Here is a 23,534-nt window from a genome sequence, read left to right as displayed (position 1 = left end):
TTTATGCCCAGACAGTGCTTTCGAAGCCTGTCTTTTTCCTGTCCATACAAGCTGTTACTGTACGGGCCACAAAGCCCAAGCCGCCTGGATCGGATTTCTTATTTGAAGCGTCCCCTGCTCCCGCTCCTGATCAGCCTGGCCTTGAGCTCCACCGCAAGCGCGACGATCAGCGAAAGCCATGGTTATGCGCAGTTCGGCACGCTCAAGTATCCGGCCAGATTTACCCACTTCGATTGGGTCAACCCGCAAGCGCCCAAGGGCGGTACGTTGCGGGTGATGGCGTTTGGCACGTTCGATACGCTCAATCCCTACACCTTCAAGGGCACCAGTCCGGTCGCCACGCCGAACTTCCTGCAATATGGCATCAACGAGCTGAACGAACCGCTGATGGTCGGCACTGGCCAGTACGCGCCGTCCGGTGACGAGCCCACTTCGAGCTACGGCCTGATCGCCCAGTCGGTCGAGTACAGCGAAGACCGCAGCTGGGTGGTATTCAATCTGCGCCCGGAAGCACGCTTCCACGATGGCACCCCCATCACGGCCTACGACGTGGCGTTCTCCTACCGCTTGCTGCTCAAGGAAGGTCATCCGCAATACCGCACCAATCTTCAGGAAGTGTTGCGGGTCGACATTCTCAACCCACAGCGCATCCGCTTCGTGTTCAAGCGGGCGGGCAATCCGTTGCTGATCCTGCGCCTGGGCGAGTTACCGGTGCTGCCGCAGCATTACTGGAAAGACCGCGATTTCAAGGCCACGACCTTCGAACCGCCGCTGGGCAGCGGACCGTATCGCATCACTTCGGTGACGCCGGGGCGGCAACTCGTCTTCGAGCGGGTCAAGGATTACTGGGGCAAAGACCTGCCGGTCAACCGCGGCAAATACAACGTCGACCGCATGGAAGTCGAGTTCTACCGTGACAGCGACGTCGCGTTTGAAGCGTTCAAGGCCGGCGAGTTCGACATCTACATCGAACACCAGGCCAAGAACTGGGCCACCGGCTACAACTTTCCGGCGGTACGCCGTGGTCAGGTGATCAAGGCGCAGATCCCGCACCAGATCCCGACCCAGACCCAGGGCCTGTTCATGAACAGCCGTCGCCCGACGTTCGCCGAGGCCCGGGTTCGTGAAGCGCTGGGGTTGATGTTCGATTTCGAGTGGACCAACCGCACGCTGTTCAGCGACGCCTACAAACGAGCGATGAGCTACTACCCCAACAGCGAGTTCTCCGCCACCGGCCTCCCGGTCGGCCATGAATGGCTACTGCTCAAGCCTTATCGCGAACAGCTCCCGGCCCGTTTGCTCACCGAACCGTTCAGCCTGCCGCAAACCCAGGGCCAGGGCATTCCCCGGGAAACCCTGCGCAAGGCCCTTGGCCTGCTCGCCGAATCGGGCTGGAAACTCAATGGCCAGCGTCTGCAGAATGCTGCCGGGCAACCGTTGCGCCTGGAGATCCTGCTGGTCAATCCGAACCTGGAACGCATCCTTCAGCCTTACGTCGAGAACCTCGCCAGCATCGGCATCGACGCCCGGCTGCGTACGGTCGACCGCGCCCAGTACAAACAGCGCCTCGACCAGTTCGACTTCGACATGATTTTGATGACCCTCAACCAGACCCTCAGCCCCGGCCTGGAACAGTGGCAGTACTTCCACTCCAGCCAGGTGGCGGTCAAGGGCAGCAAGAATTACGCCGGCATCGCCAACCCAGTGGTTGATCATTTACTCGACCAACTGCTCGCGGCCAAGACCCGCGATGAGCAAGTCGCTGCCGGCAAGGCCCTCGACCGGGTGCTGCTGTGGCAGCACTACATCATTCCCAACTGGTACCTCAATTATCACCGCTTGGCGTACCGCAACCGGTTCGCCTTTGTCACCACGCCGCCCTACACCCTGGGCCTGAGCGCGTGGTGGCTGAAATCTTCGGAGAAAGATCGATGAAGCCCATCAGCGCCCTGCTCTTGCAGGCCAGCGCCCTGTTGTTCGCCGGGCTAGCCAGTGCCGCCCCGCAACATGCCCTGACCCTGTACAACGAGCCGCCGAAATACCCGGCCGACTTCAAGCACTTCGACTACGTCAATCCGGACGCGCCCAAGGGCGGCAAATTCCGTCAGGCCGGGTTCGGCGGTTTCGACAGCCTCAACCCGTTCATCAGCAAGGGTGTATCGGCCAACGATATCGACCTGATCTACGACACTCTCGCCCGGCAGAGCCTGGACGAACCTTTTACCGAATACGGCCTGATCGCCGGCAAGATCGAAAAAGCCCCGAACAATGACTGGGTGCGTTTCTATCTGCGGCCCGAAGCGCGCTTCCATGACGGCCATCCAGTACGCGCCGAAGACGTGGTGTTCAGTTTCCAGACCCTGATCAAGGACGGCGCACCGATGTATCGCGGCTACTACAACGACGTCGCGGACGTGGTTGCCGAAGACCCGCTGACGGTGCTGTTCAAGTTCAAACACAGCAACAACCGCGAATTGCCGTTGATCCTCGGCCAGTTGCCGGTGCTGCCCAAGCACTGGTGGGCCACCCGCGACTTCAACAAGGGCAACCTCGAAGTGCCGCTGGGCAGCGGGCCGTACAAGGTCAGCGAAGTGAAAGCCGGGCGCTCGGTGCGCTATGAACGGGTCAAGGATTACTGGGGCAAGGACCTGCCGATCAATCGCGGCTTCTACAACTTCGATGTCATGACCACGGACTATTACCGCGACAACACCGTGGCGCTCGAAGCACTCAAGGCCGGGCAGTTCGATTACTGGCTGGAAATGACCGCGAAGAACTGGGCCAACGCCTACAACATTCCAGCCGTTACCGAAGGTCGTCTGATCAAGGAACAGATTCCCAACGGCAACCCCACCGGCATGCAAGGCTTCGTGTTCAACCTGCGTCGCCCGGTGTTTCAGGACGTGCGGGTGCGCCAGGCGATGACACTGTTGCTGGACTTCGAATGGACCAACAAGCAACTGTTCAACGGCGCCTACGCGCGTACCCGCAGTTACTTCGAAAACTCGGAAATGGCCGCCACCGGCCTGCCGGACGCTGATCAACTGGCGATCCTCGACCCGTTCCGCGGCAAGATTCCCGAGCAGGTGTTCAGCGAGGCGTTCCAGAACCCGGTCACCGATGGCAGCGGCATGATCCGAACCCAGCAGCGCAAGGCTTACCAATTGCTGCAAGAAGCCGGTTGGCGAATCGTCGATGACAAGATGGTCGACGCCACCGGCAAACCGGTGAGCATCGAATTCCTGCTGGCGCAGACCGAATTCGAACGCGTGCTGTTGCCGTTCAAACGCAACCTGAGCGACCTGGGCATCGAACTGGTGATCCGTCGCGTCGACGTCTCGCAGTACGTCAACCGCGTGCGTTCGCGGGACTTCGACATGATCGTCGGCAGCTTCCCGCAGTCCAACTCGCCGGGCAACGAACAGCGCGAATTCTGGATGACCGCCGCCGCCGATAAACCCGGCAGCCGCAACTCCATGGGCCTGAAAGACCCGGTAGTCGACCAACTGGTGGAGCAACTGATCAACGCCGATTCGCGTGCCAGCCTGGTGGCCCACGCCCGTGCACTGGACCGCGTGCTGCAATGGGGCTATTACGTGATTCCCAACTGGCACATCAAAACCTGGCGCGTGGCGTACTGGAACCACATCGGCCACCCGAAGGTCTCGCCTAAATACGACATCGGCACGGCCACCTGGTGGATCAAACCCGATGCCAAACCGGCCATAGAGATCGAAACCAAATTGCAAGCCGACCCTGCGGGCACGGAGTAATCAGATGCTGGCGTATATTTTTCGGCGACTGCTGCTGATCATCCCGACCCTGTTCGGCATTCTGCTGATCAACTTCGTGATCATCCAGGCTGCGCCCGGTGGCCCGGTAGAACAGATGATCGCCAAGCTCGAAGGCTTCGAAGGCGCCACCAGCCGGATTGCCGGCGGCGGTGCCGAGGTGTCGGTGGCCGGTTCCGCCTATCGCGGCGCCCAAGGCCTGGACCCGGCGCTGATCAAGGAAATCGAGCACATGTACGGCTTCGACAAATCGGCGCCGGAACGTTTGTGGATCATGGTCAAGAACTATGCCTCGCTGGATTTCGGCGACAGCTTTTTCCGCGACGCCAAAGTCATCGACCTGATCAAGGAAAAGATGCCGGTGTCGATCTCGCTCGGGCTGTGGAGCACCTTGATCATGTACCTGGTGTCGATCCCGCTCGGGATCGCCAAGGCCACGCGACATGGCAGCCACTTCGATGTCTGGACCAGTTCAGCGATCATTGTCGGCTATGCGATCCCGGCGTTCCTGTTCGCCATCCTGCTGATCGTGGTGTTCGCCGGGGGCAGTTACCTAGACTGGTTTCCCTTGCGCGGGCTGACCTCGAACAACTTCGATGAGCTGAGCACGGGGGGCAAGATCCTCGACTATTTCTGGCACTTGGCGCTACCCGTGACGGCGCTGGTGATCGGCAACTTCGCGACCATGACCCTGCTGACCAAAAACAGTTTTCTCGACGAGATCAACAAACAGTATGTGGTCACTGCCAAAGCCAAGGGCCTGACCAATCACCGCGTGCTGTACGGCCATGTGTTCCGCAACGCCATGCTGCTGGTGATCGCGGGTTTCCCGTCGGCGTTCATCGGGATCTTTTTCACCGGCTCGCTGCTGGTCGAAGTGATCTTCTCCCTCGATGGCCTCGGCCTGATGAGTTTCGAAGCCGCGATCAACCGTGATTACCCGGTGGTCTTCGGCACCTTGTTCATTTTCACCCTGCTGGGGCTGGTGGTGAAACTGATCGGCGACCTCACCTACACCTTTGTCGATCCACGCATCGACTTCGAAAGCCGGGAGCATTGAGATGAACCTGTCCCCTCTCAATCGCCGCCGCTTCGAACTGTTCAAGGCCAACAAACGCGGCTGGTGGTCGCTGTGGCTGTTCCTGATTCTGTTCGGCGCCAGCCTGGGCGCCGAGCTGATCGCCAACGACAAACCGCTGGTGGTGCATTACGACAACGGTTGGTACTTCCCGGCGCTCAAGCGCTACCCGGAGACCACTTTCGGCGGCGAATTCCCGCTGGAAGCCAACTACAAGAGCCCGTACATTCGCGAACTGCTCAAGGCCAAGGACGCCTGGGTCTTGTGGGCGCCGATCCCGTTCGGCTACCAGAGCATCAACTACGACCTGAAAGTCCCGGCCCCTGCTCCGCCCTCGGCGGACAATCTGCTGGGCACCGACGATCAGGGTCGCGATGTGCTGGCCCGGGTGATCTATGGCTTTCGCGTCTCGGTGCTGTTCGCCCTGACGCTGACCTTGCTCAGCTCGCTGATCGGCGTGATTGCCGGTGCGTTGCAGGGCTTCTATGGCGGTTGGGTGGACTTGGCCGGGCAGCGTTTCCTGGAGATCTGGTCCGGATTGCCGGTGTTGTACCTGCTGATCATCCTCGCCAGTTTCGTCCAGCCGAATTTCTGGTGGCTGCTCGGCATCATGCTGCTGTTTTCCTGGATGAGCCTGGTGGACGTGGTGCGCGCCGAGTTCCTGCGCGGGCGTAATCTGGAATACGTGCGTGCGGCGCGGGCGCTGGGCATGCAGAATGGCGCGATCATGTTCCGCCATATCCTGCCCAATGCCATGGTCTCGACCATGACCTTCATGCCGTTCATTCTGACCGGTGCCATTGGCACCCTGACCGCGCTGGATTTCCTTGGCTTCGGCTTGCCGGCCGGCAGCCCGTCATTGGGTGAACTGGTGGCACAGGGCAAATCCAACCTGCAGGCGCCGTGGCTGGGCATGAGCGCGTTTGCGGTGCTGGCGTTGATGTTGAGTTTGCTGGTGTTCATCGGCGAGTCCGCTCGCGATGCCTTCGACCCGAGGAAGTGAAATGAATCAGGACAATCTGATTGAAGTGCGCGACCTCTCCGTCGAGTTCGTGGTCGGTGACCATGCTCAACGCGTGGTCGAGGGCGTCAGTTTCGACATCAAGCGTGGCGAAACACTGGCGTTGGTCGGCGAAAGCGGGTCGGGCAAGTCGGTGACCGCCCACTCGATCCTGCGCCTGCTGCCCTACCCGCTCGCCCGACACCCTTCCGGCACCATCGAATACGCCGGCCAGAATCTGTTGGACCTGAAGGAAAAGACCATCCGCCACATCCGCGGCAACCGGATCGCGATGATCTTCCAGGAGCCGATGACCTCGCTCAACCCGCTGCACTCGATCGAGAAGCAGATCAACGAGGTGCTGGGCATCCACAAGGGCCTGACCGGCAAGATCGCGACCAAGCGCACGCTGGAGCTTCTGGAGATGGTCGGCATCCCCGAGCCGCACAAGCGCCTCAAAGCCCTGCCCCACGAATTGTCCGGCGGCCAGCGTCAGCGCGTCATGATTGCCATGGCCTTGGCCAACGAGCCCGAACTGCTGATTGCCGACGAACCGACGACCGCACTGGACGTGACCGTTCAGCTGAAAATCCTCGAATTGCTCAAGGAATTACAGGCGCGCCTGGGCATGGCATTGCTGCTGATCAGCCACGATTTGAACCTTGTGAAAAGAATTGCGCATCGCGTATGTGTCATGCAGCGAGGTTGCATCGTCGAACAGGCATCGTGCGAAGAGTTGTTCCGCGCGCCGCAGCATCCGTACACTCGGGTCCTGCTGGCAGCGGAGCCCAGCGGGACACCGGCAACCAATGAAATCGGCCCGCCGCTGCTGGCAGTCGAGGACTTGAAAGTCTGGTTCCCGATCAAGAAAGGCCTGCTCAAGCGCACGGTGGATTACATCAAAGCGGTGGACGGCATCAACTTCAGCCTGCCTCAAGGCCAAACCTTGGGGATTGTGGGTGAAAGCGGTTCCGGCAAGTCGACGTTGGGGCTGGCGATCTTGCGGTTGATCGGCAGCAAAGGCGCGATCCGTTTTGAAGGCAAACAGCTAGACTGCCTGACGCAACAACAAGTCAGGCCGCTGCGTCGAGAGATGCAGGTGGTGTTTCAGGACCCGTTTGGCAGCCTGAGCCCACGGATGTGCGTCAGCCAGATTGTTGGCGAGGGTCTGCGGATCCACAAGATCGGCACCGAGGCCGAACAGGAACAAGCGATTATTGCAGCACTCAAGGAGGTAGGTCTGGACCCGGAAACCCGGAACCGCTACCCCCACGAATTTTCCGGCGGGCAACGGCAGAGAATCGCCATTGCCCGGGCATTAGTGCTAAAACCGGCGTTGATTCTGCTGGACGAGCCGACTTCGGCCCTCGACCGCACCGTGCAACGCCAAGTGGTGGAGCTTTTGCGCTCCCTGCAAAGCAAGTACAACCTGACGTATCTGTTCATCAGCCATGACCTGGCTGTGGTGAAAGCGCTGAGCCACCAACTGATGGTGGTCAAGCATGGCCAAGTGGTCGAACAGGGAGACGCGCAAAGCATTTTTGCCGCCCCCCAACATCCGTATACACAGCAGTTGCTGGAAGCCGCTTTCTTGGCACCAGCCACTGCGCAATAACCTGAAAAGAGGAGCAACACATGGGTTTTCTCGCCGGTAAGCGCGTACTGATCGTCGGTGTCGCCAGCAAGCTGTCCATCGCATCCGGCATCGCTGCCGCCATGCATCGCGAGGGCGCTGAGCTTGCCTTCACTTATCAGAACGACAAACTCAAGGGTCGTGTCGAAGAGTTCGCACAAGGCTGGGGTTCGAGCCCTGAGCTGTGCTTCCCGTGCGACGTGGCCAGCGATGCAGAAATCGCCAAGGTCTTCGAAGAACTGAGCAAGAAGTGGGACGGCCTGGACTGCATCGTGCACTCCGTCGGCTTCGCACCGGGCGACCAACTGGACGGCGACTTCACCGAAGCCACCACCCGTGAAGGTTTCCGCATCGCTCACGACATCAGCGCCTACAGCTTCGTGGCCCTGGCCAAAGCCGGCCGCGAAATGATGAAAGGCCGCAACGGCAGCCTGCTGACCCTGTCGTACCTGGGCGCCGAGCGCACCATGCCGAACTACAACGTCATGGGCATGGCCAAGGCTTCCCTGGAAGCTGGCGTACGTTACCTGGCCGGCTCCCTGGGCCCGGACGGCACCCGCGTCAACTGCGTATCGGCTGGCCCGATCCGCACCCTCGCCGCTTCCGGCATCAAGAACTTCCGCAAGATGCTGGCCGCCAACGAAGCGCAAACCCCGCTGCGTCGCAACGTCACCATCGACGAAGTCGGCAACGCCGGCGCCTTCCTGTGCTCGGACCTGGCGTCTGGCATCAGCGGCGAAATCATGTACGTGGACGGTGGTTTCAACACCACAGCCATGGGCAACATCGAAGAGTGATCTTCGCTTAGCCAATAGAAAACCCGCCTGATTTGGCGGGTTTTTTTATGCCTGTGATTTACCGGGTGTCAGTTTCTGTCTGTCAGGCATTGGGCAAACAACTGTTGGATCGGCTGCTGTCGCTGGCTATAGCGCTGCAACAAGACGATCTCCCGGTAAAAGGCCAATTCGCCCAAACGGATCACCCTGACCTTCGCCCCATGCTCAAGCCACAACCCGGCTTCGGGAAGCAGTGAAACACCCAACCCGCAGTCCACCATTTTCACGATGGCTTCCAGCTCATCCAGCTCCAGCGCCACGTGCACTTCAATCTGCTGCTCGCGTAGAAACCGTGTGACCAAGCGGCCGCCGAACGAGTTGCGGTCATAACGAACATGAGGATGTTCACTGAGCAGTTTCAACGGATCGTCGCCTTCAATGTCAGCCGGCACAATCAACACAAAGGGCTCGCGGCGGATCACCTCGGCGGATAACTCTTTGGGCAATTCAAATGGCGGCTTGATCAGGATCGCCAGATCCACTTCGCCAGTGTCCACTTGGCTCAATAGATTGAGTGACACACCGGGCACCAGTTTCGGCTCCAGTAACGGCGCCTGCTGGCGTAAACGCAGCAGGGCCTGGGGCAGCAAGCCGGTTTGCGCGGTCGCCACTGCGCCGATTTTCAGTTCGCCCCGGTACTCGCTGACGTCATCGCTGACCGCCATGCGGTTGAAGGTTTCGAGGATTTCCCGCGCCATGGGCAACGCGCGCTGGCCTGCGGCATTGAGCAAGGCCTGACGCCCGGTGCGATCAAACAGACGAATCCCGAGGGCCTGCTCCAGGTTTCGCATCTGCGCACTGACCGCCGACTGTGTAAGGCCGACGTGCATGCCGGCCGCGGCGAACGTGCCGTAACGCGTCACGGCGATGAAGGTTTTCAGTTCACGCAGCATGGCCAGCCTCGACTGATCGAAATTATTTGAGCTCGACGCAAAAACTATCGTCTTTCAATCGAAAAGCACAGCGCTAAACTCGATCTTAAATACCCCTGAGCGAGGCACGTACGATGCAACTTTCCCCTTTTCACTTGGCCATTCCTGTCTACGACCTGGCAGCCGCGCGGCATTTTTATGGTTCGGTGTTTGGCTTGGAGGAAGGTCGCTCCAGTGATCACTGGGTCGACTTCAACTTTTTCGGGCATCAACTGGTGATTCACCTGGCGCCGAAAAACGCCTCACAGGAAGCGGCCCACACCAACGCGGTTGATGGGCATAACGTGCCGGTGCCGCATTTTGGTGTGGTGCTGGGGATGGCAGAGTGGGAAGCACTGGCGGAGCGCTTGCAGGCGCTGGAGACGCGTTTCGTGATTGAGCCGGGGATTCGCTTTCAGGGTTTGGTCGGTGAACAAGCGACGATGTTTCTGTTTGATCCTTGCGGCAATGCGTTGGAGTTCAAGGCGTTCAAGGATATTGGGCAGTTGTTTGCCAAATAGCCGAATGAATGTGCTGGCTCGCCCATACGGCTCCCACAGGGGCGTGCATTCCAAATGTGGGAGCCGACCTGCTGGCGCGGGTGGCATTGCAGGCGATACCTCACCCAATGCCCATCACAACCCGGATTTCAACCGGCTGAACGCCCGAATCAATGCCCGGTTGAACGCCTTGCCGTTGTCATTCTTGCTGTACAGCGAAGCCCTGACCGCCGCCGTCGGATAGGTCCCCGGATCGTTGCGAATGGCCGGGTCAATCAGGCTGTCTGCCGCGGTAATCGCATTGGCGTAGTGGATGGTGTCGGTGATTGGCGCGATCACTTCCGGGGTCATCAGGTAGTCCATCAGGGCCAGTGCGGCCTGAGGGTGCGGCGCATCCTTGGGAATGACCATGGCATCGAACCAGATTAACGTGCCTTCCTTTGGAATCCGGTAATCGAGCTTGAACGGTTTGCCGGCCGCCTCGGCCTGGCCCGCCGCGATGGCCACGTTGCCATTCCACGACATCGCCACACAGGTGTTGCCGTTGGCCAGATCGCTGATATTCAGGTCATTGTCGAAGTAGCGAATGTACGGGCGAATCTTCGCCAACTGCGCCTCGGCGCGTTTCAGGTCGTCGAGGTTCTGGCGATTGATGTCCAGCCCCATGTACTTCATGACAGCGGCGAACACTTCATTGGGATCGTTGAGCAGACTGACCCCGCAATCGGCAAATTTCGACACCACGGCCGGGTCGAACAGCATCGCCCAGCTGTCTGTGGGTGCATCGGGCAGCCGTTGCTTGACGGCTTGTTCCTGATAGCCGACGCCCGTCGTGCCCCAGGCGTAGATCCCGGCGTAGCGATTGCCCGGATCGAACACCGCCATGTGCTGGCGAAACTCTTCGCCGACACCGGAAAAATGCGGCAATTGCTGCTTGTCCACGGTCTGGATCGCGCCGCTCTGAATCGCCCGGGACAAGTGCTGGCCCGCCGTCAGGACCAGATCGTAGCCACTGCGACCGGTGAGCAGTTTGGTCTCGACGGTTTCCAGCGAGTCGAAATGGTCGGCCACCACATGGATGCCGGTTTTCGCCTCGAAATTCTTCAGGGTATCGGGGGCCAGGTATTCGCCCCAGATGTACAGATTCACCACCGGTTTGGCGGTGTCTGCGGCCTGCACACACAGGGGTGCAAGCACCAGCATTAACGCTTGAGTCAGTTTGTGCAGGCCCATGATCACGCTCCTTTGCGGGTGCCGGCGTACTGCGGCATGGTGATGCAGGCGACGTTACCGCCACCCAGCAGAATCTCCCGCGAGTGCTCGATGCCGACGATGGTGTGCTGCGGGAACAATTCGGCCAGGGTCGCCAGCGCCACTTGATCGTTGCGATCACCAAACAGCGGCACCACGATCGAGCTGTTGCCGGCGTAGTAGTTGATGTACGACGCACAAATCTTCGTCCCTGCCTGACGGGTGTGCGTGCTGTCCTGCTGATCCAGCCCCTCGGCTTCTTCGGCCATCCACTCCAGCACGTCCGGTTGCGGCAGTTTGTGCACGATCAACTCGCGGCCACGGCTGTCGCGGGTGCTGCGCAGAATGTCGTAAGCCTCTTGGTAGATTTCCCACTGCGGATCATCGCGATTATCGGTCCATTGCAGCACCACTTCGCCCGGGCGTACGAAGCACGCCAGGTCGTCGACGTGGCCATCGGTTTCGTCGAACTTGCAGCCACGTGGCAGCCAGATCACTTGCTCAGCGCCGAGGTAATCGGTCAGACGGCGGGTGACTTCGTCCTTGCCCAGATGTTGGTTGCGGTTACGGTTGAGCAGGCATTGTTCGGTGGTGAGGATGCTGCCCTGACCGTCGCTCTGGATGCCGCCCAGTTCGGCAATCAAGGGCGCGCGGTAACGGTCGAAGCGTTCGATTTCGAGGATCTTGCTGGCGATCTGGTCGTCCTTGTCCCACGGGTAGTACAACCCGCCGTCGAGGCCACCGTAAGCGTTGAATTCGAAGTCGACACCACGTACTTCGCCGCTTTGGTCGTTAACCACGAAGCACGGACCACTGTCGCGGAACCATGTGTCGTTGCAGGTCATTTCCACCACCCGTACTTGTGGCGGCAACTGCCGACGCGCAGTGGCGAATTGTGAGGCCGAGGCACACACGCTGACCTGTTCGCTCATGGAGATCGCAGTGACGATTTGCACCCAGACTTTCTGCGCAGGCTTGGCACCGTTGCGCCAGACGTCGGTGCGCTCCGGCCAGCCGAGCCAGCAGCCGGACTTGGCTTCGAATTCACCGGGCAGGCGGAAACCGTCGAGTTTGGGTGTGGAATCGAGCAAACGTGCCATGGGCAAACCTCATCAGCGGGAATTGGAATGACCACAGGCTAAGGTCGCGGGCACCCTCCTCACCAACGATGTTTATTTCGGAACACTTGAATCTAACTCATCAATCAATCAGTTGATCGTTGAACCATTCAAGCATTTGAGCCACGGCCGGCCGCTCCAGTCGTACCCGCTCGCACACCAAGGCGTATTGGCCCAGCGCGGTCATGCTGGAGGTGAAGGGCCGTACCAGACGGCCGCTGAGCAGGTCCTCCTGTGCTGTGAGGTTGTCGCCCATGGCCACGCCTTGCCCCTGCGCCGCAGCCTCAAGGGCCAACCCGGCATGGGCGAAATACAGTTGCCGTTCGGGGCGCTGATCGCCGGCATGGCTGGTGAGCCATGCGGTCCAGGTCTTGCCGTCCTGATCGTCATGCAATAGGCAATGGCGGGCCAGATCTTTCGGGGCCTTGAGCGTGCCCTGATTGAACAGACCGGGACTGCACACCGGGAAGAATTGCAGCGCCGGCAATGGCCGAACGAAATACGCGCTGCTGTCCACCGGGCCTGTACCGTAGGTGATCGCCAGGTCGATGTCTTCGCCCGGCGCGGTGGCGTCGATGGGTTGTTCGTAGAGGTGCAGCGTGATGTGGGGGTAACGCGCATAGAAATCGGTGAGGCGGCTCATCAGCCACTTCTGCGCCAATTCAGCGGTCACGGCCAGACGCAACACGGCGAGGGATGACGGATCGCGCAGTTCATCGCAGGCATCGCCGATCAGTTCGAAGGCTTGCTGCAAACTTTGCATCAGGCGCCCGGCCGCCATGGTCGGGCGGATCTGCCGGCCTTCACGGACAAACAGCGACACGCCCAATTGCTCTTCCAACTGACGAATCTGGTGGCTGACTGCGCTGTCGGTGACGCACAACTCCGCTGCAGCCCGGCCAAAATGGGCATGGCGGGCGGCGCATTCGAAAGTTCTGAGGGCGGCCAGGGAAGGTAATCGTCGCATCAGGTCAGGTCCGGGATTCGGGGGTGTTCATGCTGACCTGATGGGCCATGGGCGTCCAGTGCGTCAGCGTTATCGTTCATCGCTAGCAGGGCTAGCTCCCACAGGGATTTGTGAATGCCACCGATCCAATGTGGGAGCTAGCCCTGCTGGCGATGAGGCCGGCCCATTCACCACCATCCCGGCTGACTATCACCGTTCCTGATCAACGATGACAACGCCTCCATCCCAGCGCATGTTGCTGCCTCAACCGGAGGGATTCGACATGCTCAACACACTCAAGCAAATCAACTCAACCTCAGCCTTCAACCGCTGGGCCGGCTTCGAAGTCACCCGCGCCGAGAGCGGTGAAGCAGACCTCACCCTGGCGTTTCGCGCAGAAGACATGGCGCAATATGCCGGTTTCCTGCATGCCGGCCTGATCGGTGCAATGCTCGACACAGCTTGCGGTTTCGCGGCGGGAACGGTGGCCGGCAATGTGCTGGCTTCGCACTTTACGGTCAACTGCCTGGCGCCCGCCGTCGGCGAAGTGTTCATCGCCCGGGGCAAGGTGGTAAAGGCCGGGAAGAAACAGGTGTTCGCCCGCGCAGAGTTGTTCGCGCAAACCGGTGATCAGCTCAAATTGGTCGCCACAGGCGATGCGATTCTGGTACCGGTCTAGTCTGATGGGATAATTCCCTGGCCTGCCGGAGGTCGCCATGCAACTCGAAGGTTCCTGCCATTGCGGCGCTGTGTCGTTCAGCCTGACCAGCGCTCACCCCTACCCTTATCAACGATGCTACTGTTCGATTTGCCGCAAAACCCAGGGCGGTGGCGGTTACGCTATCAACATTGCCGGGGATGCCAACAGCCTGAAAGTGCGCGGGCGCAAGAACATCGCGATTTACCATGCGCTACTCAAGGGCGAAGGCGAAAAACGTGCGCACCGCAGCACGGCCGAGCGGCATTTTTGCTCGGTTTGTGGCTCGGGGTTGTGGCTGTTCAGCCCCGAATGGCCGGAGCTGATCCACCCGTTCGCATCGGCCATCGACACCCCGCTGCCGGTGCCGCCGGTGCATACCCATTTGATGCTCAGTTCGAAGGCGCCGTGGGTCGAGGCCAAGGTCGGGCCGGGTGACAAACAGTTTGATGTTTACCCCGAAGAGTCGATCGCCCAATGGCATGAGCGGTTGGGGTTGAGTTGCTGAATTCGGTGGTGTGCCTGATGGCCTAATCGCTAGCAGGCTAGCTCCCACATTTGAAATGCGGTCCCCTATGGGAGCTAGCCTGCTAGCTCCCACATTTGAAATGCGGTCCCCTGTGGGAGCTAGCCTGCTAGCGATGGGGCCATTGAGCGCAGCCGCTAATCCAGATGCGCCCACGTCATGCGAAACGACGCCCCGCCCCACGGCGAATCCGTCACTTCTACCTGCCCTCCATGGGACTGCGAGACGCGCCTGACCAACGCCAGGCCCAGGCCAAAACCACCGGTACGGCGGTCGCGACTGGCATCGAGACGCGAGAACGGTTCAAAGATTTTCTCGCGCCCTTCCAGTGGTACGCCCTGGCCATCGTCGTTGACCCTAACCTCGTAATGATCATCACGACGCACCAGCGAAACCTCGACCCGCTCCTCCGCATAACGAATGGCATTGCGCAGCAAATTGATGACTGCCCGGGCCATGAAACGCGGCTCGATGCGCACCTCGTCGACCTGACATTCGACCATCAGCAACTGCACGCCAGCGGCTTCCGCTTCGAGAGCGACGCTGCCGATCACGCTGTCGAGCCAACTGTGCGCTTGAATGGTTTCGCGCGAGATGACGGTCGCCCCGCGCTCCAGGCTGGCGTAGGTCAACAGTTCCGAAACCATTTCCTCCAGCTCGCCAAGGTCGGCGTACATATCGGCGATCAACTCGCGGTTCTGGCTCGGATCGTTTTGCTGCCTGAGCTGATCGAGTTCGAAGGAAAGCCTTGCAATCGGTGTGCGCAATTCATGGGACACCGCGTTGGTCAGCTCGCGCTGGTTGGCGATCAAGCCTTCGATACGTGCGGCCATCAGATTGAAGTGTTCGGCCAGATCGCGGATGTTCGAGCGCTTCGACAACTGGATGCGCGCGGACAGGTCGTTGTCGCCAAACCGCTCGGCCGCCAGGCGCAGTTTCTCCAGATCGCGCCAGTGCGGGCGCACCCAGAAAAACAGCACGATGCCGATCAACCCGGCCAACATCAGGTACGCGGCGGTGATGTAGAACGTCATCAGGCTGGGCTCCGCCGGGAGCTTGATGCTCAACAATTGCCGGCCGCCATCGATGGACGTAATGAACTGGGTGTAGTCCTCGCGAATCACCAGCGTGCCTTCGGCCAGTTGCTGGTGATCCCGTTGGCTGAGGTCCAGCTCAGCCGCATCCACCAGGCTCAGGCCAAGGCCATAATGCGGGCGCAGCTTTTGCAGTTGCGCTTCTCGTTGTGCAGCGTCGAAACCGCGCACGTGCTCGACCAGCGACCAGGCCTGCCCGCGCACCGCCTCGCGATTGTAGGCCTGCATCTGACCGTCGAGCAGCGCATTGAACGTGTGTTCGACCGCTTGCAACGCCGCCACCAGCCCCACGGCCATCACCAGGTACAACCCCAAGAATAACCGCAGCATCTACAACTCCCACGCGAACGGATTGAACAGGTAACCCTTGCCCCACACCGTTTTGATGCACACCGGCTCGCGGGGATTGTCCTTGAGCTTGCCGCGCAGTTTGCTGATGTAGACGTCGACGCTGCGGTTGAGCCCATCGAAGGCAATCCCGCGCATGCGATTGAGAATGTCATCACGGGATAAAGTCTTGCCCGCAGCGCTGGCGAGCAACCACAACAGTTCGAACTCCATGGTGGTCAGCTCGATGCTTTCCCCGGCCAGACGCACTTCGCGACAGCTGCGGTCGATGTTCAACTGACCAAATTCCAGTGAGCTGCACACACCGCTGTCGGGTAACTGGCGACGTTGCAGAGCGCGCAGTCGGGCCAGCAATACCGGCGGCTTGATCGGTTTGATCACATAGTCGTCGGCGCCGGACTCAAGGCCCAGAATGTGGTCGAGGTCGTCTTCTTTGGCCGTCAGAATGACGATGGGCGTGACGGACACACTGCGGATTTCACGGCACACGTGCAGGCCGCTCTGCCCCGGCAGCATCAGGTCGAGCACGACGACTTTCGGCTTGAATTCAAGAAACGCCGCCAGCGCCAGGTCGCCGCGGTGCACTTGCCGCACCTCAAAACCGTGTTGCGCCAGGAAATGCGCAATCAGCCCGGCGAGGCGCTCGTCATCTTCCACCAGCAATACTTTGCCAAAACCCAGGTTATCCATAACGGCCGGTTGCCAACGCGTGTTTGAAGGGGTCGGCATTATGCCGCCAATCCACGACGGAACGCAGATGGCGGATAGCAAAAACCGGCCACTTTGGCCGGTTTTCAGCGATGTTTCATACTCTTAAGAGTTTTTTACACATTTTGGTTTTTTGTAACTTTATGCGGCAGCCGGCACACCGCTGTGAAAACGGAACTCAACATCCGGCGACTCGATCAGCTCCTGCTCGGCGGCACGCACCTTGTCGATCACCTGGGCAATGTCCTTGGCGTCCCCATACTGGTAAGCCAGTTTCAGGTACCCCTGAAAGTGTCGCGCTTCGCTTTTGAGCAGGCCGAAATAGAACTTGCCCAGCTCTTCGTCCAGATGCGGCACCAGCGCCTCGAAACGCTCGCAACTGCGGGCTTCGATGAACGCGCCGACGACCAGGGTATCGACCAGTTTCACCGGTTCGTGACTGCGCACTACTTTGCGCAGGCCCGACGCGTAACGCCCGGCAGACAGCTGACGCAGTTCGATCTTGCGCCGTTTCATCAAGCGCATGACCTGTTCGTGATGCACCAGTTCTTCGCGGGCCAGGCGCGACATCATGTTGATCAAATCAACATGGGAGTGATATTTAGCAATGAGGCTCAGCGCGGTGCTGGCTGCCTTGAATTCGCAATTCTTGTGGTCGATCAGCAGGGTTTCCTGATCGGCCAGCGCGGCCTGGACCCAGCCGTCTGGGGTGCGACAGCCAAGGAACTCGTGAATTTCGGGAAGGATCATGGGGCCCACGGGATAAAAGGTTCAAAACGAAGGGCGCCGATTATACCGGCCTGCGGGCAGACCACCAGTCGCGGACCGTTGATATGTATCAACACCCCGGTCGACGGGCAGCAACTATAGTTGTGCAACGCCGTGCTTTTTCATTTTCAGGAGATCCCGATCATGCAAGCCATTCGCAGCATTCTGGTGGTCATCGAGCCCGAACACTCGGAAAGCCTGGCCCTCAAACGCGCCAAGTTGATTGCCGGTGTGACCCAGGCGCATCTGCACCTGTTGGTGTGCGACCCCAAGCATGATCACAGCGGGATGCTGGGCGTGCTCAAAGCGGCTTTGTCAGAGGACGGTTTCAGCGTCACCACCGAACAGGCCTGGCATCAAAGCCTGCACGAAACCATCGTCGATGTGCAGCAGGCGGAGGGTTGTGGCCTGGTGATCAAGCAGCACTTCCCCGACAGTGCCTTGAAACGCGCCCTGCTGACCCCCGCAGACTGGAAACTGCTGCGCGAATGCCCTACCCCGGTGCTGTTGGTGAAAACCGCCGGTTCGTGGAAGGACAAAGTGATTCTGGCGGCGGTCGATGTCGGCAATACCGATCTTGAGCACCGTCACCTGCATAACACCATCATCGATCACGGCTATGACATCGCCACTTTGGCCAAGGCGCATCTGCACGTGATCAGCGCCCACCCTTCACCGATGTTGTCGTCGGCCGACCCGACGTTTCAACTCAGCGACACCATCGCCGCGCGCTATCGCGAGCAGTGCAAGGCGTTCCAGGCTGAGTTCGACATCGACGACGAGCACCTGCACATCGAGGAAGGTCCTGCGGATGTGCTGATTCCGTTCATGGTGCACAAGCTGCAGGCGGCAGTGACAGTGATTGGCACCGTAGCGCGCAGTGGTTTGTCAGGGACGTTGATCGGCAATACGGCGGAAGTGGTGCTTGATGCGGTGGAAAGCGATGTGCTGGTGCTAAAGCCGCAGGAGATTGAGGATCATCTGGAGGAGATTGCCGGCAAGCATTGAGGCAAGATCAAAAGATCGCAGCCTTCGGCAGCTCCTGCATGGGATCGCGTTCAACCTGTAGGAGCTGCCGAAGGCTGCGATCTTTTCAGGCGCCAAAGACGTCTTTGAGGAACCCCGGCGCGATGTAGCGCTGGTAATGCGCCTCGGACAGCAGGAAAAACTCGCGGTCGATGGCATCGCGCAACTCCGGCAGGTTCCACTCGCGGAACTCCGGCAACAACACCATCCCGTAGGCTTCCAGGTTATTGATCACCCGCGCACCCCGCGCGATCAACTGGTAGGCCCAGCAATATTCCGACTGATGGGGCACAAAACGGATCTTGCGTTGCTCCAGCTGCGTTCTGAGCAGCGCCGGGTCGAAAATTTCCACCTTGGCGGCCATGACCTGAGACAAAAGTTGCTCCAGACGCAGCCACACCGCGCGTTTTTCTTCCTCGTTGTAACCGTTCCAGTGAATCACTTCATGGTGGAAACGCTTGCAGCCACGGCACACCAGGTCACCGTAAACAGTGGAGCAAAGGCCGACGCACGGCGTCTTGATGGTTTGATTGGGCATAGGTAGGCAAAAACGCGAAAAAGCAAAACAGGCCGGCATGTTAGCCCTTTGTCCGATATTCATCACCCCTCAAAGTTAAAGGGTTAGGGTCAACGGAGCTTTGTTGGACGTCACCACCAAAGTCCAATAAACGCTGACTTACCTTTAATTTTTTTTTGCCGTAGAATCAGCCTGCCTTTTTAGGCGCCAATGTCCGTTAGAAGCTGTTTTCAAAGCGTCACGAGCACAGTCGTTCCTTCAGAGCGGTGTTGGCGAGGGGTTTTTCCAGCGGGGAAAAGCCCAACGCCAACCCTCATCAGCTCCCGTTCTGCAGGCGTAAAACTTTGAAAGCAGCTTCTGTAAGGAATTGTCGGTAATTCTGGCTAAGTGGCTCACAACGCCATGCAGCGCATGAGTACGGCAATTTCGGGATGAGCGTCCCGGACACCCATTTGGGACCACTGATGAGGGTAATAACTGTGCTTGAAGCCTACCGCAAACATATCGAAGAGCGTGCAGCACTGGGTATCGTTCCCCAGCCGCTTAACGCCGAACAAACTGCAGGCCTGGTCGAGCTGCTGAAAAATCCCCCGGCTGGCGAAGAAGCATTCCTCGTTGACCTGATCACCAATCGCGTTCCGCCTGGCGTGGACGAAGCAGCCTATGTAAAGGCCGGCTTCCTGTCTGCCATCGCCAAAGGTGAAGCCAAATCCCCTCTGATCGACAAGAAGCGCGCTGTTGAACTGCTCGGCACCATGCAGGGCGGCTACAACATCGTGACGCTGGTTAACCTGCTGGACGACGCCGAACTGGCGCCAGTAGCTGCCGAAGAACTCAAGCACACCCTGCTGATGTTCGATGCCTTCCACGACGTCGCTGAAAAAGCCAAGAACGGTAACGTTCACGCTAAAGGCGTGCTGCAATCCTGGGCTGACGGCGAGTGGTTCAAGAACCGCCCGACCCTGGCCGACAAGATCAGCCTGCGCGTGTTCAAGGTGACTGGCGAAACCAACACCGACGACCTGTCCCCTGCTCCTGATGCCTGGTCCCGCCCGGACATCCCGCTGCACGCCCTGGCCATGCTGAAAATGGCTCGCGACGGCATCGTGCCTGACGCACAAGGCGTCACCGGTCCGATGAAGCAGATCGAAGAAATGCGCAACGCCGGTTTCCCGATCGCCTACGTCGGTGACGTGGTCGGTACCGGTTCCTCGCGTAAGTCGGCTACCAACTCCGTACTGTGGTTCTTCGGCGACGACGTTCCTTACGTACCGAACAAGCGTGCAGGCGGCTTCTGCTTCGGCAGCAAGATCGCTCCGATCTTCTACAACACCATGGAAGATGCCGGCGCACTGCCAATCGAATTCGACGTTTCCAACATGCACATGGGCGACGTGATCGACCTGTACCCGCATGCTGGCAAAGTCTGCAAGCACGGCACCGACGAAGTCCTGACCACCTTCGAAATGAAGACCCCGGTCCTGTTGGACGAAGTTCGCGCCGGCGGCCGTATCCCGCTGATCATCGGCCGTGGCCTGACCGAGAAGGCTCGCGCCGAACTGGGTCTGCCAGCGTTCGACCTGTTCAAGAAGCCTGAAGCCCCGGCTGAAAGCACCAAGGGTTTCACCCTGGCACAGAAAATGGTCGGCAAGGCTTGCGGTCTGGCAGAAGGCCAAGGCGTTCGTCCTGGCACCTACTGCGAACCGAAGATGACCACCGTAGGCTCTCAGGACACCACCGGTCCAATGACCCGTGACGAACTGAAAGACCTGGCGTGCCTGGGCTTCTCCGCTGATCTGGTGATGCAGTCCTTCTGCCACACCGCGGCTTATCCAAAGCCGATCGACGTGACCACCCACCACACCCTGCCTGACTTCATCATGACCCGCGGCGGTGTTTCCCTGCGTCCGGGCGACGGTATCATCCACTCGTGGCTGAACCGCATGCTGCTGCCGGACACCGTCGGTACCGGTGGTGACTCGCACACCCGTTTCCCGATGGGCATCTCGTTCCCGGCCGGTTCCGGTCTGGTCGCGTTCGCCGCAGCCACCGGCGTCATGCCGCTGGACATGCCGGAATCGATCCTGGTGCGCTTCAAAGGCAAAATGAAACCTGGCATCACCCTGCGTGACCTGGTTCATGCCATTCCTTACTTCGCCATCCAGAACGGCCTGCTGACTGTCGAGAAGAAAGGCAAGAAAAACGCCTTCTCCGGCCGCATCCTGGAAATCGAAGGCCTGGAAGGCCTGACGCTGGAACAAGCTTTCGAGCTGTCCGACGCCTCGGCCGAACGTTCGGCTGCCGGTTGCACCATCAAGCTGTCGAAAGAGTCGATCACCGAGTACTTGCAGTCCAACATCACCCTGCTGCGCTGGATGATCGGCGAAGGCTACGGCGATGCGCGTACCCTGGAACGTCGTGCCCAAGCGATGGAAGCCTGGGTTGCCAACCCTGAGCTGATGGAAGCCGATGCCGACGCCGAATACGCTGAAGTCATCGAAATCGATCTGGCCGACATCAACGAGCCTGTGCTCTGCGCGCCGAACGATCCGGACGACGCCCGTCTGCTCTCCAGCGTTGCTGGCGAGAAGATCGACGAAGTGTTCATCGGTTCGTGCATGACCAACATCGGTCACTTCCGCGCTGCCGGTAAACTGCTGGAACAGGTCAAGGGTCAGCTGCCAACCCGTCTGTGGCTGTCGCCGCCGACCAAGATGGACGCTCACCAACTGACCGAAGAAGGCTACTACGGCATCTACGGCAAGGCTGGCGCGCGCATGGAAATGCCGGGCTGCTCGCTGTGCATGGGTAACCAGGCACGTGTAGAGCCGAACTCGACCGTTGTGTCGACTTCGACCCGTAACTTCCCGAACCGTCTGGGTGACGGCGCAAACGTCTACCTGGCTTCGGCTGAGCTGGCGTCCGTGGCCTCCATCATGGGTCGCCTGCCGACCGTCGAGGAGTACATGGAATACGCTGGCAAGATCGACAGCATGGCGGCCGATGTTTACCGCTACCTGTCCTTCGACCAGATCGCCGAGTTCCGTGAAGCTGCAGCGAACGCCAACATCCCGGTCGTTCAAGCCTAACGTTACAACGCAATGAAAAACGCCGCCCATCGTGAGATGAGCGGCGTTTTTTTATGCCTTTCAAATCAAAAGATCGCAGCCTGCGGCAGCTCCTACGGAGAGGCGTTGCGTAGGAGCTGCCGAAGGCTGCGATCTCTTGATCTTTACATCAGGCGGTCAGCGAATAGATCAACGCTGTAATTGCCACCAAGCCCACTGCCGTGACAAACACGTTGGAAGCCTGACCACGATAACGCGCCATGGCCGGTACCTTGCGGATGGCGTACATCGGCATCAGGAACAGGATCGCCGCGATCACCGGACCGCCCAGGGTTTCGATCATGCCGAGGATGCTCGGATTAAGCGTGGCAACAATCCAGCACACCACCAGCATGAAGGCCGCGGTCATGCGGTCCAGCGCCTTGGCGGACGGACGCTTGCCGCTCTTGACGATCAGGCCCTTGAGACCTTCGCTGGCGCCGATGTAATGGCCCAGGAACGACTTGGAAATGGCCACAAAGGCAATCAGCGGCGCCGCGAAAGCGATGGTCGGGTTGCTGAAGTGGTTGGCCAGGTACGACAGGATCGACAGGTTCTGCGCCTTGGCTTCGGCCAGTTGCGCTGGCGACAGGGTCAGCACGCAACTGAAGACGAAGAACAGCACCATCACCACCATCAACAGATGAGCGCGGGACAGGATCTGCGAGCTGCGTTCTTCGGCGTGCTCACCGTAGCGACGTTTCTGGTCCACGGCGAAGGCCGAAATGATCGGCGAGTGGTTGAACGAGAACACCATCACTGGAATCGCCAACCACAGCGTGTGCAGCAGCGCCGACGGCGCCGGCACCTGGCTCGCGGTGGCGAGAATGCCGCCGTTCCAGTGCGGGACCAGGTAAACGGCCAGGAACAGCAGCGCAACGATGAACGGATACACCATCAGGCTCATGGCCTTGACGATCATTTGTTCGCCGCAACGGACCACTGCCAGCAGGCCGAGGATCAGCACCAGCGACAGCACGGCGCGCGGTGGCGGCGTGATGTGCAGTTGATGCTCAAGGAAGCTGCCCACGGTATTGGTCAGCGCCACGCTGTAGATCAGCAGGATCGGGAAGATCGCGAAGAAGTACAGCAGTGTGATCAGCGCGCCGGCCTTGATGCCGAAATGCTCTTCCACCACTTCGGTGATGTCAGCGCCTTCGCGACCGGACAGCACGAAGCGGGTCAGGCCACGGTGTGCGTAGAACGTCATCGGGAACGCCAGCAGCGCAAGGATCAGTAACGGCCAGAAGCCGCCCAGACCTGCGTTGATCGGCAAAAACAGGGTTCCTGCACCAATCGCTGTGCCAAACAGGCCCAGCATCCAGGTGGTGTCTTGGCGATTCCAGCTCGAAAGCGTTGCGGGTGTCGCTTCTACATAGCGCTTGTTGACGCTATTGGCCTGATCATTCATCCGGTGGGATCTCCACATTCCGGTCACTTGCCACCCGGCCAGAACGCGTCGGGATACCCGACAGGCAGCGCCCGGCCGAAACAGGGGCGCGATTCTGGAGGATTAGTGAGCAGAAGCAAAGACTTAGGTGAGGAACGGTGGTACCAGATTAGTGTTCAGGAGCCGCTCAAGCCCCTATGGAACAGGTTTCAGAGTGATCCAAAACCTGTTCCACCTCTTTGAAATGGACTCATGGTTGTTCGCGTAATGGCTGCTCGGCGTGCTGAAT

20 protein-coding genes are annotated in these 23,534 nt (G+C 59.7%); 11 read left to right on the top strand and 9 right to left on the bottom strand.

What is annotated here, in order from left to right; genetic code table 11:
- Positions 1 to 114: 114 nt before the first annotated feature.
- Genes KVG88_RS00840 through fabI form a run of 6 tightly spaced genes read left to right on the top strand, consistent with a single transcriptional unit; the run spans position 115 to position 8,299 of the window.
- Positions 115 to 1,935, top strand: coding sequence for an extracellular solute-binding protein (locus KVG88_RS00840; RefSeq protein ID WP_437179933.1), 1,821 nt, complete (start codon positions 115 to 117; stop codon positions 1,933 to 1,935).
- On the top strand, positions 1,932 to 3,773 hold the full coding sequence (locus KVG88_RS00835) for an extracellular solute-binding protein (RefSeq protein WP_150702099.1): 1,842 nt from the start codon (positions 1,932 to 1,934) through the stop codon (positions 3,771 to 3,773). The genes KVG88_RS00840 and KVG88_RS00835 overlap by 4 nt, the downstream gene beginning before the upstream one ends.
- A gap of 4 nt (positions 3,774 to 3,777) precedes the next feature.
- The gene (locus tag KVG88_RS00830; protein WP_150702098.1) at positions 3,778 to 4,851 is read left to right on the top strand and encodes a microcin C ABC transporter permease YejB; all 1,074 of its coding nucleotides are present in this window, start codon (positions 3,778 to 3,780) and stop codon (positions 4,849 to 4,851) included.
- Position 4,852: 1 nt separating this feature from the next.
- Positions 4,853 to 5,872: an ABC transporter permease gene (locus tag KVG88_RS00825; RefSeq protein WP_150702097.1), complete on the top strand. Its 1,020-nt coding sequence runs from the start codon at positions 4,853 to 4,855 to the stop codon at positions 5,870 to 5,872.
- A 1-nt stretch (position 5,873) separates the two neighbouring features.
- On the top strand, positions 5,874 to 7,484 hold the full coding sequence (locus tag KVG88_RS00820) for an ABC transporter ATP-binding protein (RefSeq protein ID WP_150702096.1): 1,611 nt from the start codon (positions 5,874 to 5,876) through the stop codon (positions 7,482 to 7,484).
- A gap of 20 nt (positions 7,485 to 7,504) precedes the next feature.
- On the top strand, positions 7,505 to 8,299 hold the full coding sequence (gene fabI, locus KVG88_RS00815) for an enoyl-ACP reductase FabI (RefSeq protein ID WP_034146538.1): 795 nt from the start codon (positions 7,505 to 7,507) through the stop codon (positions 8,297 to 8,299).
- A gap of 68 nt (positions 8,300 to 8,367) precedes the next feature.
- On the opposite strand, the gene KVG88_RS00810 is transcribed toward fabI, so the two are convergent.
- Positions 8,368 to 9,231, bottom strand: a complete 864-nt coding sequence (locus KVG88_RS00810) for a LysR family transcriptional regulator (protein WP_217869989.1) — start codon at positions 9,229 to 9,231, stop codon at positions 8,368 to 8,370.
- Positions 9,232 to 9,344: 113 nt separating this feature from the next.
- Here KVG88_RS00810 and KVG88_RS00805 point away from each other — a divergent pair, with 113 nt between their 5' ends.
- Entirely contained in the window at positions 9,345 to 9,770 is a 426-nt protein-coding gene (locus KVG88_RS00805) for a VOC family protein (RefSeq protein ID WP_217869988.1), read from the top strand.
- Between the two features lie 114 nt (positions 9,771 to 9,884).
- Here KVG88_RS00805 and KVG88_RS00800 read toward each other — a convergent pair whose 3' ends face one another.
- The 3 genes from KVG88_RS00800 to KVG88_RS00790 form a co-directional block, all read right to left on the bottom strand.
- Positions 9,885 to 10,982: an extracellular solute-binding protein gene (locus KVG88_RS00800; protein WP_217869987.1), complete on the bottom strand. Its 1,098-nt coding sequence runs from the start codon at positions 10,980 to 10,982 to the stop codon at positions 9,885 to 9,887.
- A 2-nt stretch (positions 10,983 to 10,984) separates the two neighbouring features.
- On the bottom strand, positions 10,985 to 12,100 hold the full coding sequence (gene aguA / locus KVG88_RS00795; RefSeq protein ID WP_217869986.1) for an agmatine deiminase: 1,116 nt from the start codon (positions 12,098 to 12,100) through the stop codon (positions 10,985 to 10,987).
- Positions 12,101 to 12,200: 100 nt separating this feature from the next.
- Positions 12,201 to 13,085 carry a LysR substrate-binding domain-containing protein gene (locus tag KVG88_RS00790; RefSeq protein WP_077432223.1) on the bottom strand — a complete coding sequence of 295 codons (885 nt, stop codon included), beginning with the start codon at positions 13,083 to 13,085 and terminating at the stop codon, positions 12,201 to 12,203.
- 262 nt (positions 13,086 to 13,347) lie between these two features.
- Between KVG88_RS00790 and KVG88_RS00785 the strand changes: the two genes are divergently transcribed.
- Positions 13,348 to 13,743, top strand: coding sequence for a PaaI family thioesterase (locus tag KVG88_RS00785; RefSeq protein ID WP_150702091.1), 396 nt, complete (start codon positions 13,348 to 13,350; stop codon positions 13,741 to 13,743).
- Between the two features lie 37 nt (positions 13,744 to 13,780).
- On the top strand, positions 13,781 to 14,269 hold the full coding sequence (locus KVG88_RS00780) for a GFA family protein (protein WP_217869985.1): 489 nt from the start codon (positions 13,781 to 13,783) through the stop codon (positions 14,267 to 14,269).
- A 155-nt stretch (positions 14,270 to 14,424) separates the two neighbouring features.
- Here the strand turns inward: KVG88_RS00780 and KVG88_RS00775 are convergent, their stop codons facing one another.
- The 3 genes from KVG88_RS00775 to KVG88_RS00765 all read right to left on the bottom strand — a co-directional run bounded on the left by KVG88_RS00775 (position 14,425) and on the right by KVG88_RS00765 (position 17,187).
- Complete coding sequence (locus KVG88_RS00775) at positions 14,425 to 15,711, bottom strand: ATP-binding protein (RefSeq protein ID WP_217869984.1); 1,287 nt, start codon at positions 15,709 to 15,711, stop codon at positions 14,425 to 14,427.
- Positions 15,712 to 16,419 (bottom strand): winged helix-turn-helix domain-containing protein, encoded by a 708-nt coding sequence (locus tag KVG88_RS00770; RefSeq protein WP_217870839.1) that lies wholly within the window; start codon positions 16,417 to 16,419, stop codon positions 15,712 to 15,714.
- 159 nt (positions 16,420 to 16,578) lie between these two features.
- Positions 16,579 to 17,187 (bottom strand): MiaE family protein, encoded by a 609-nt coding sequence (locus KVG88_RS00765; RefSeq protein WP_150702088.1) that lies wholly within the window; start codon positions 17,185 to 17,187, stop codon positions 16,579 to 16,581.
- 162 nt (positions 17,188 to 17,349) lie between these two features.
- On the opposite strand from KVG88_RS00765, the gene KVG88_RS00760 reads away from it, so the two are divergent.
- On the top strand, positions 17,350 to 18,213 hold the full coding sequence (locus KVG88_RS00760; protein ID WP_150702087.1) for a universal stress protein: 864 nt from the start codon (positions 17,350 to 17,352) through the stop codon (positions 18,211 to 18,213).
- An 85-nt stretch (positions 18,214 to 18,298) separates the two neighbouring features.
- Here the strand turns inward: KVG88_RS00760 and KVG88_RS00755 are convergent, their stop codons facing one another.
- Positions 18,299 to 18,769, bottom strand: coding sequence for a DUF1289 domain-containing protein (locus tag KVG88_RS00755; protein WP_150702086.1), 471 nt, complete (start codon positions 18,767 to 18,769; stop codon positions 18,299 to 18,301).
- 458 nt (positions 18,770 to 19,227) lie between these two features.
- Between KVG88_RS00755 and acnB the strand changes: the two genes are divergently transcribed.
- Positions 19,228 to 21,837, top strand: a complete 2,610-nt coding sequence (gene acnB / locus KVG88_RS00750; RefSeq protein WP_217870835.1) for a bifunctional aconitate hydratase 2/2-methylisocitrate dehydratase — start codon at positions 19,228 to 19,230, stop codon at positions 21,835 to 21,837.
- A 148-nt stretch (positions 21,838 to 21,985) separates the two neighbouring features.
- Here acnB and KVG88_RS00745 read toward each other — a convergent pair whose 3' ends face one another.
- Positions 21,986 to 23,266 carry a serine/threonine transporter gene (locus KVG88_RS00745; protein WP_150702085.1) on the bottom strand — a complete coding sequence of 427 codons (1,281 nt, stop codon included), beginning with the start codon at positions 23,264 to 23,266 and terminating at the stop codon, positions 21,986 to 21,988.
- Between the last annotated feature and the right edge of the window lie 268 nt (positions 23,267 to 23,534).

It is taken from the genome of Pseudomonas azerbaijanoccidentalis, from assembly GCF_019145495.1.
Taxonomy (GTDB): Bacteria; Pseudomonadota; Gammaproteobacteria; order Pseudomonadales; family Pseudomonadaceae; genus Aquipseudomonas; species Aquipseudomonas azerbaijanoccidentalis.
This window is presented reverse-complemented; position numbering and strand designations above follow the sequence as displayed.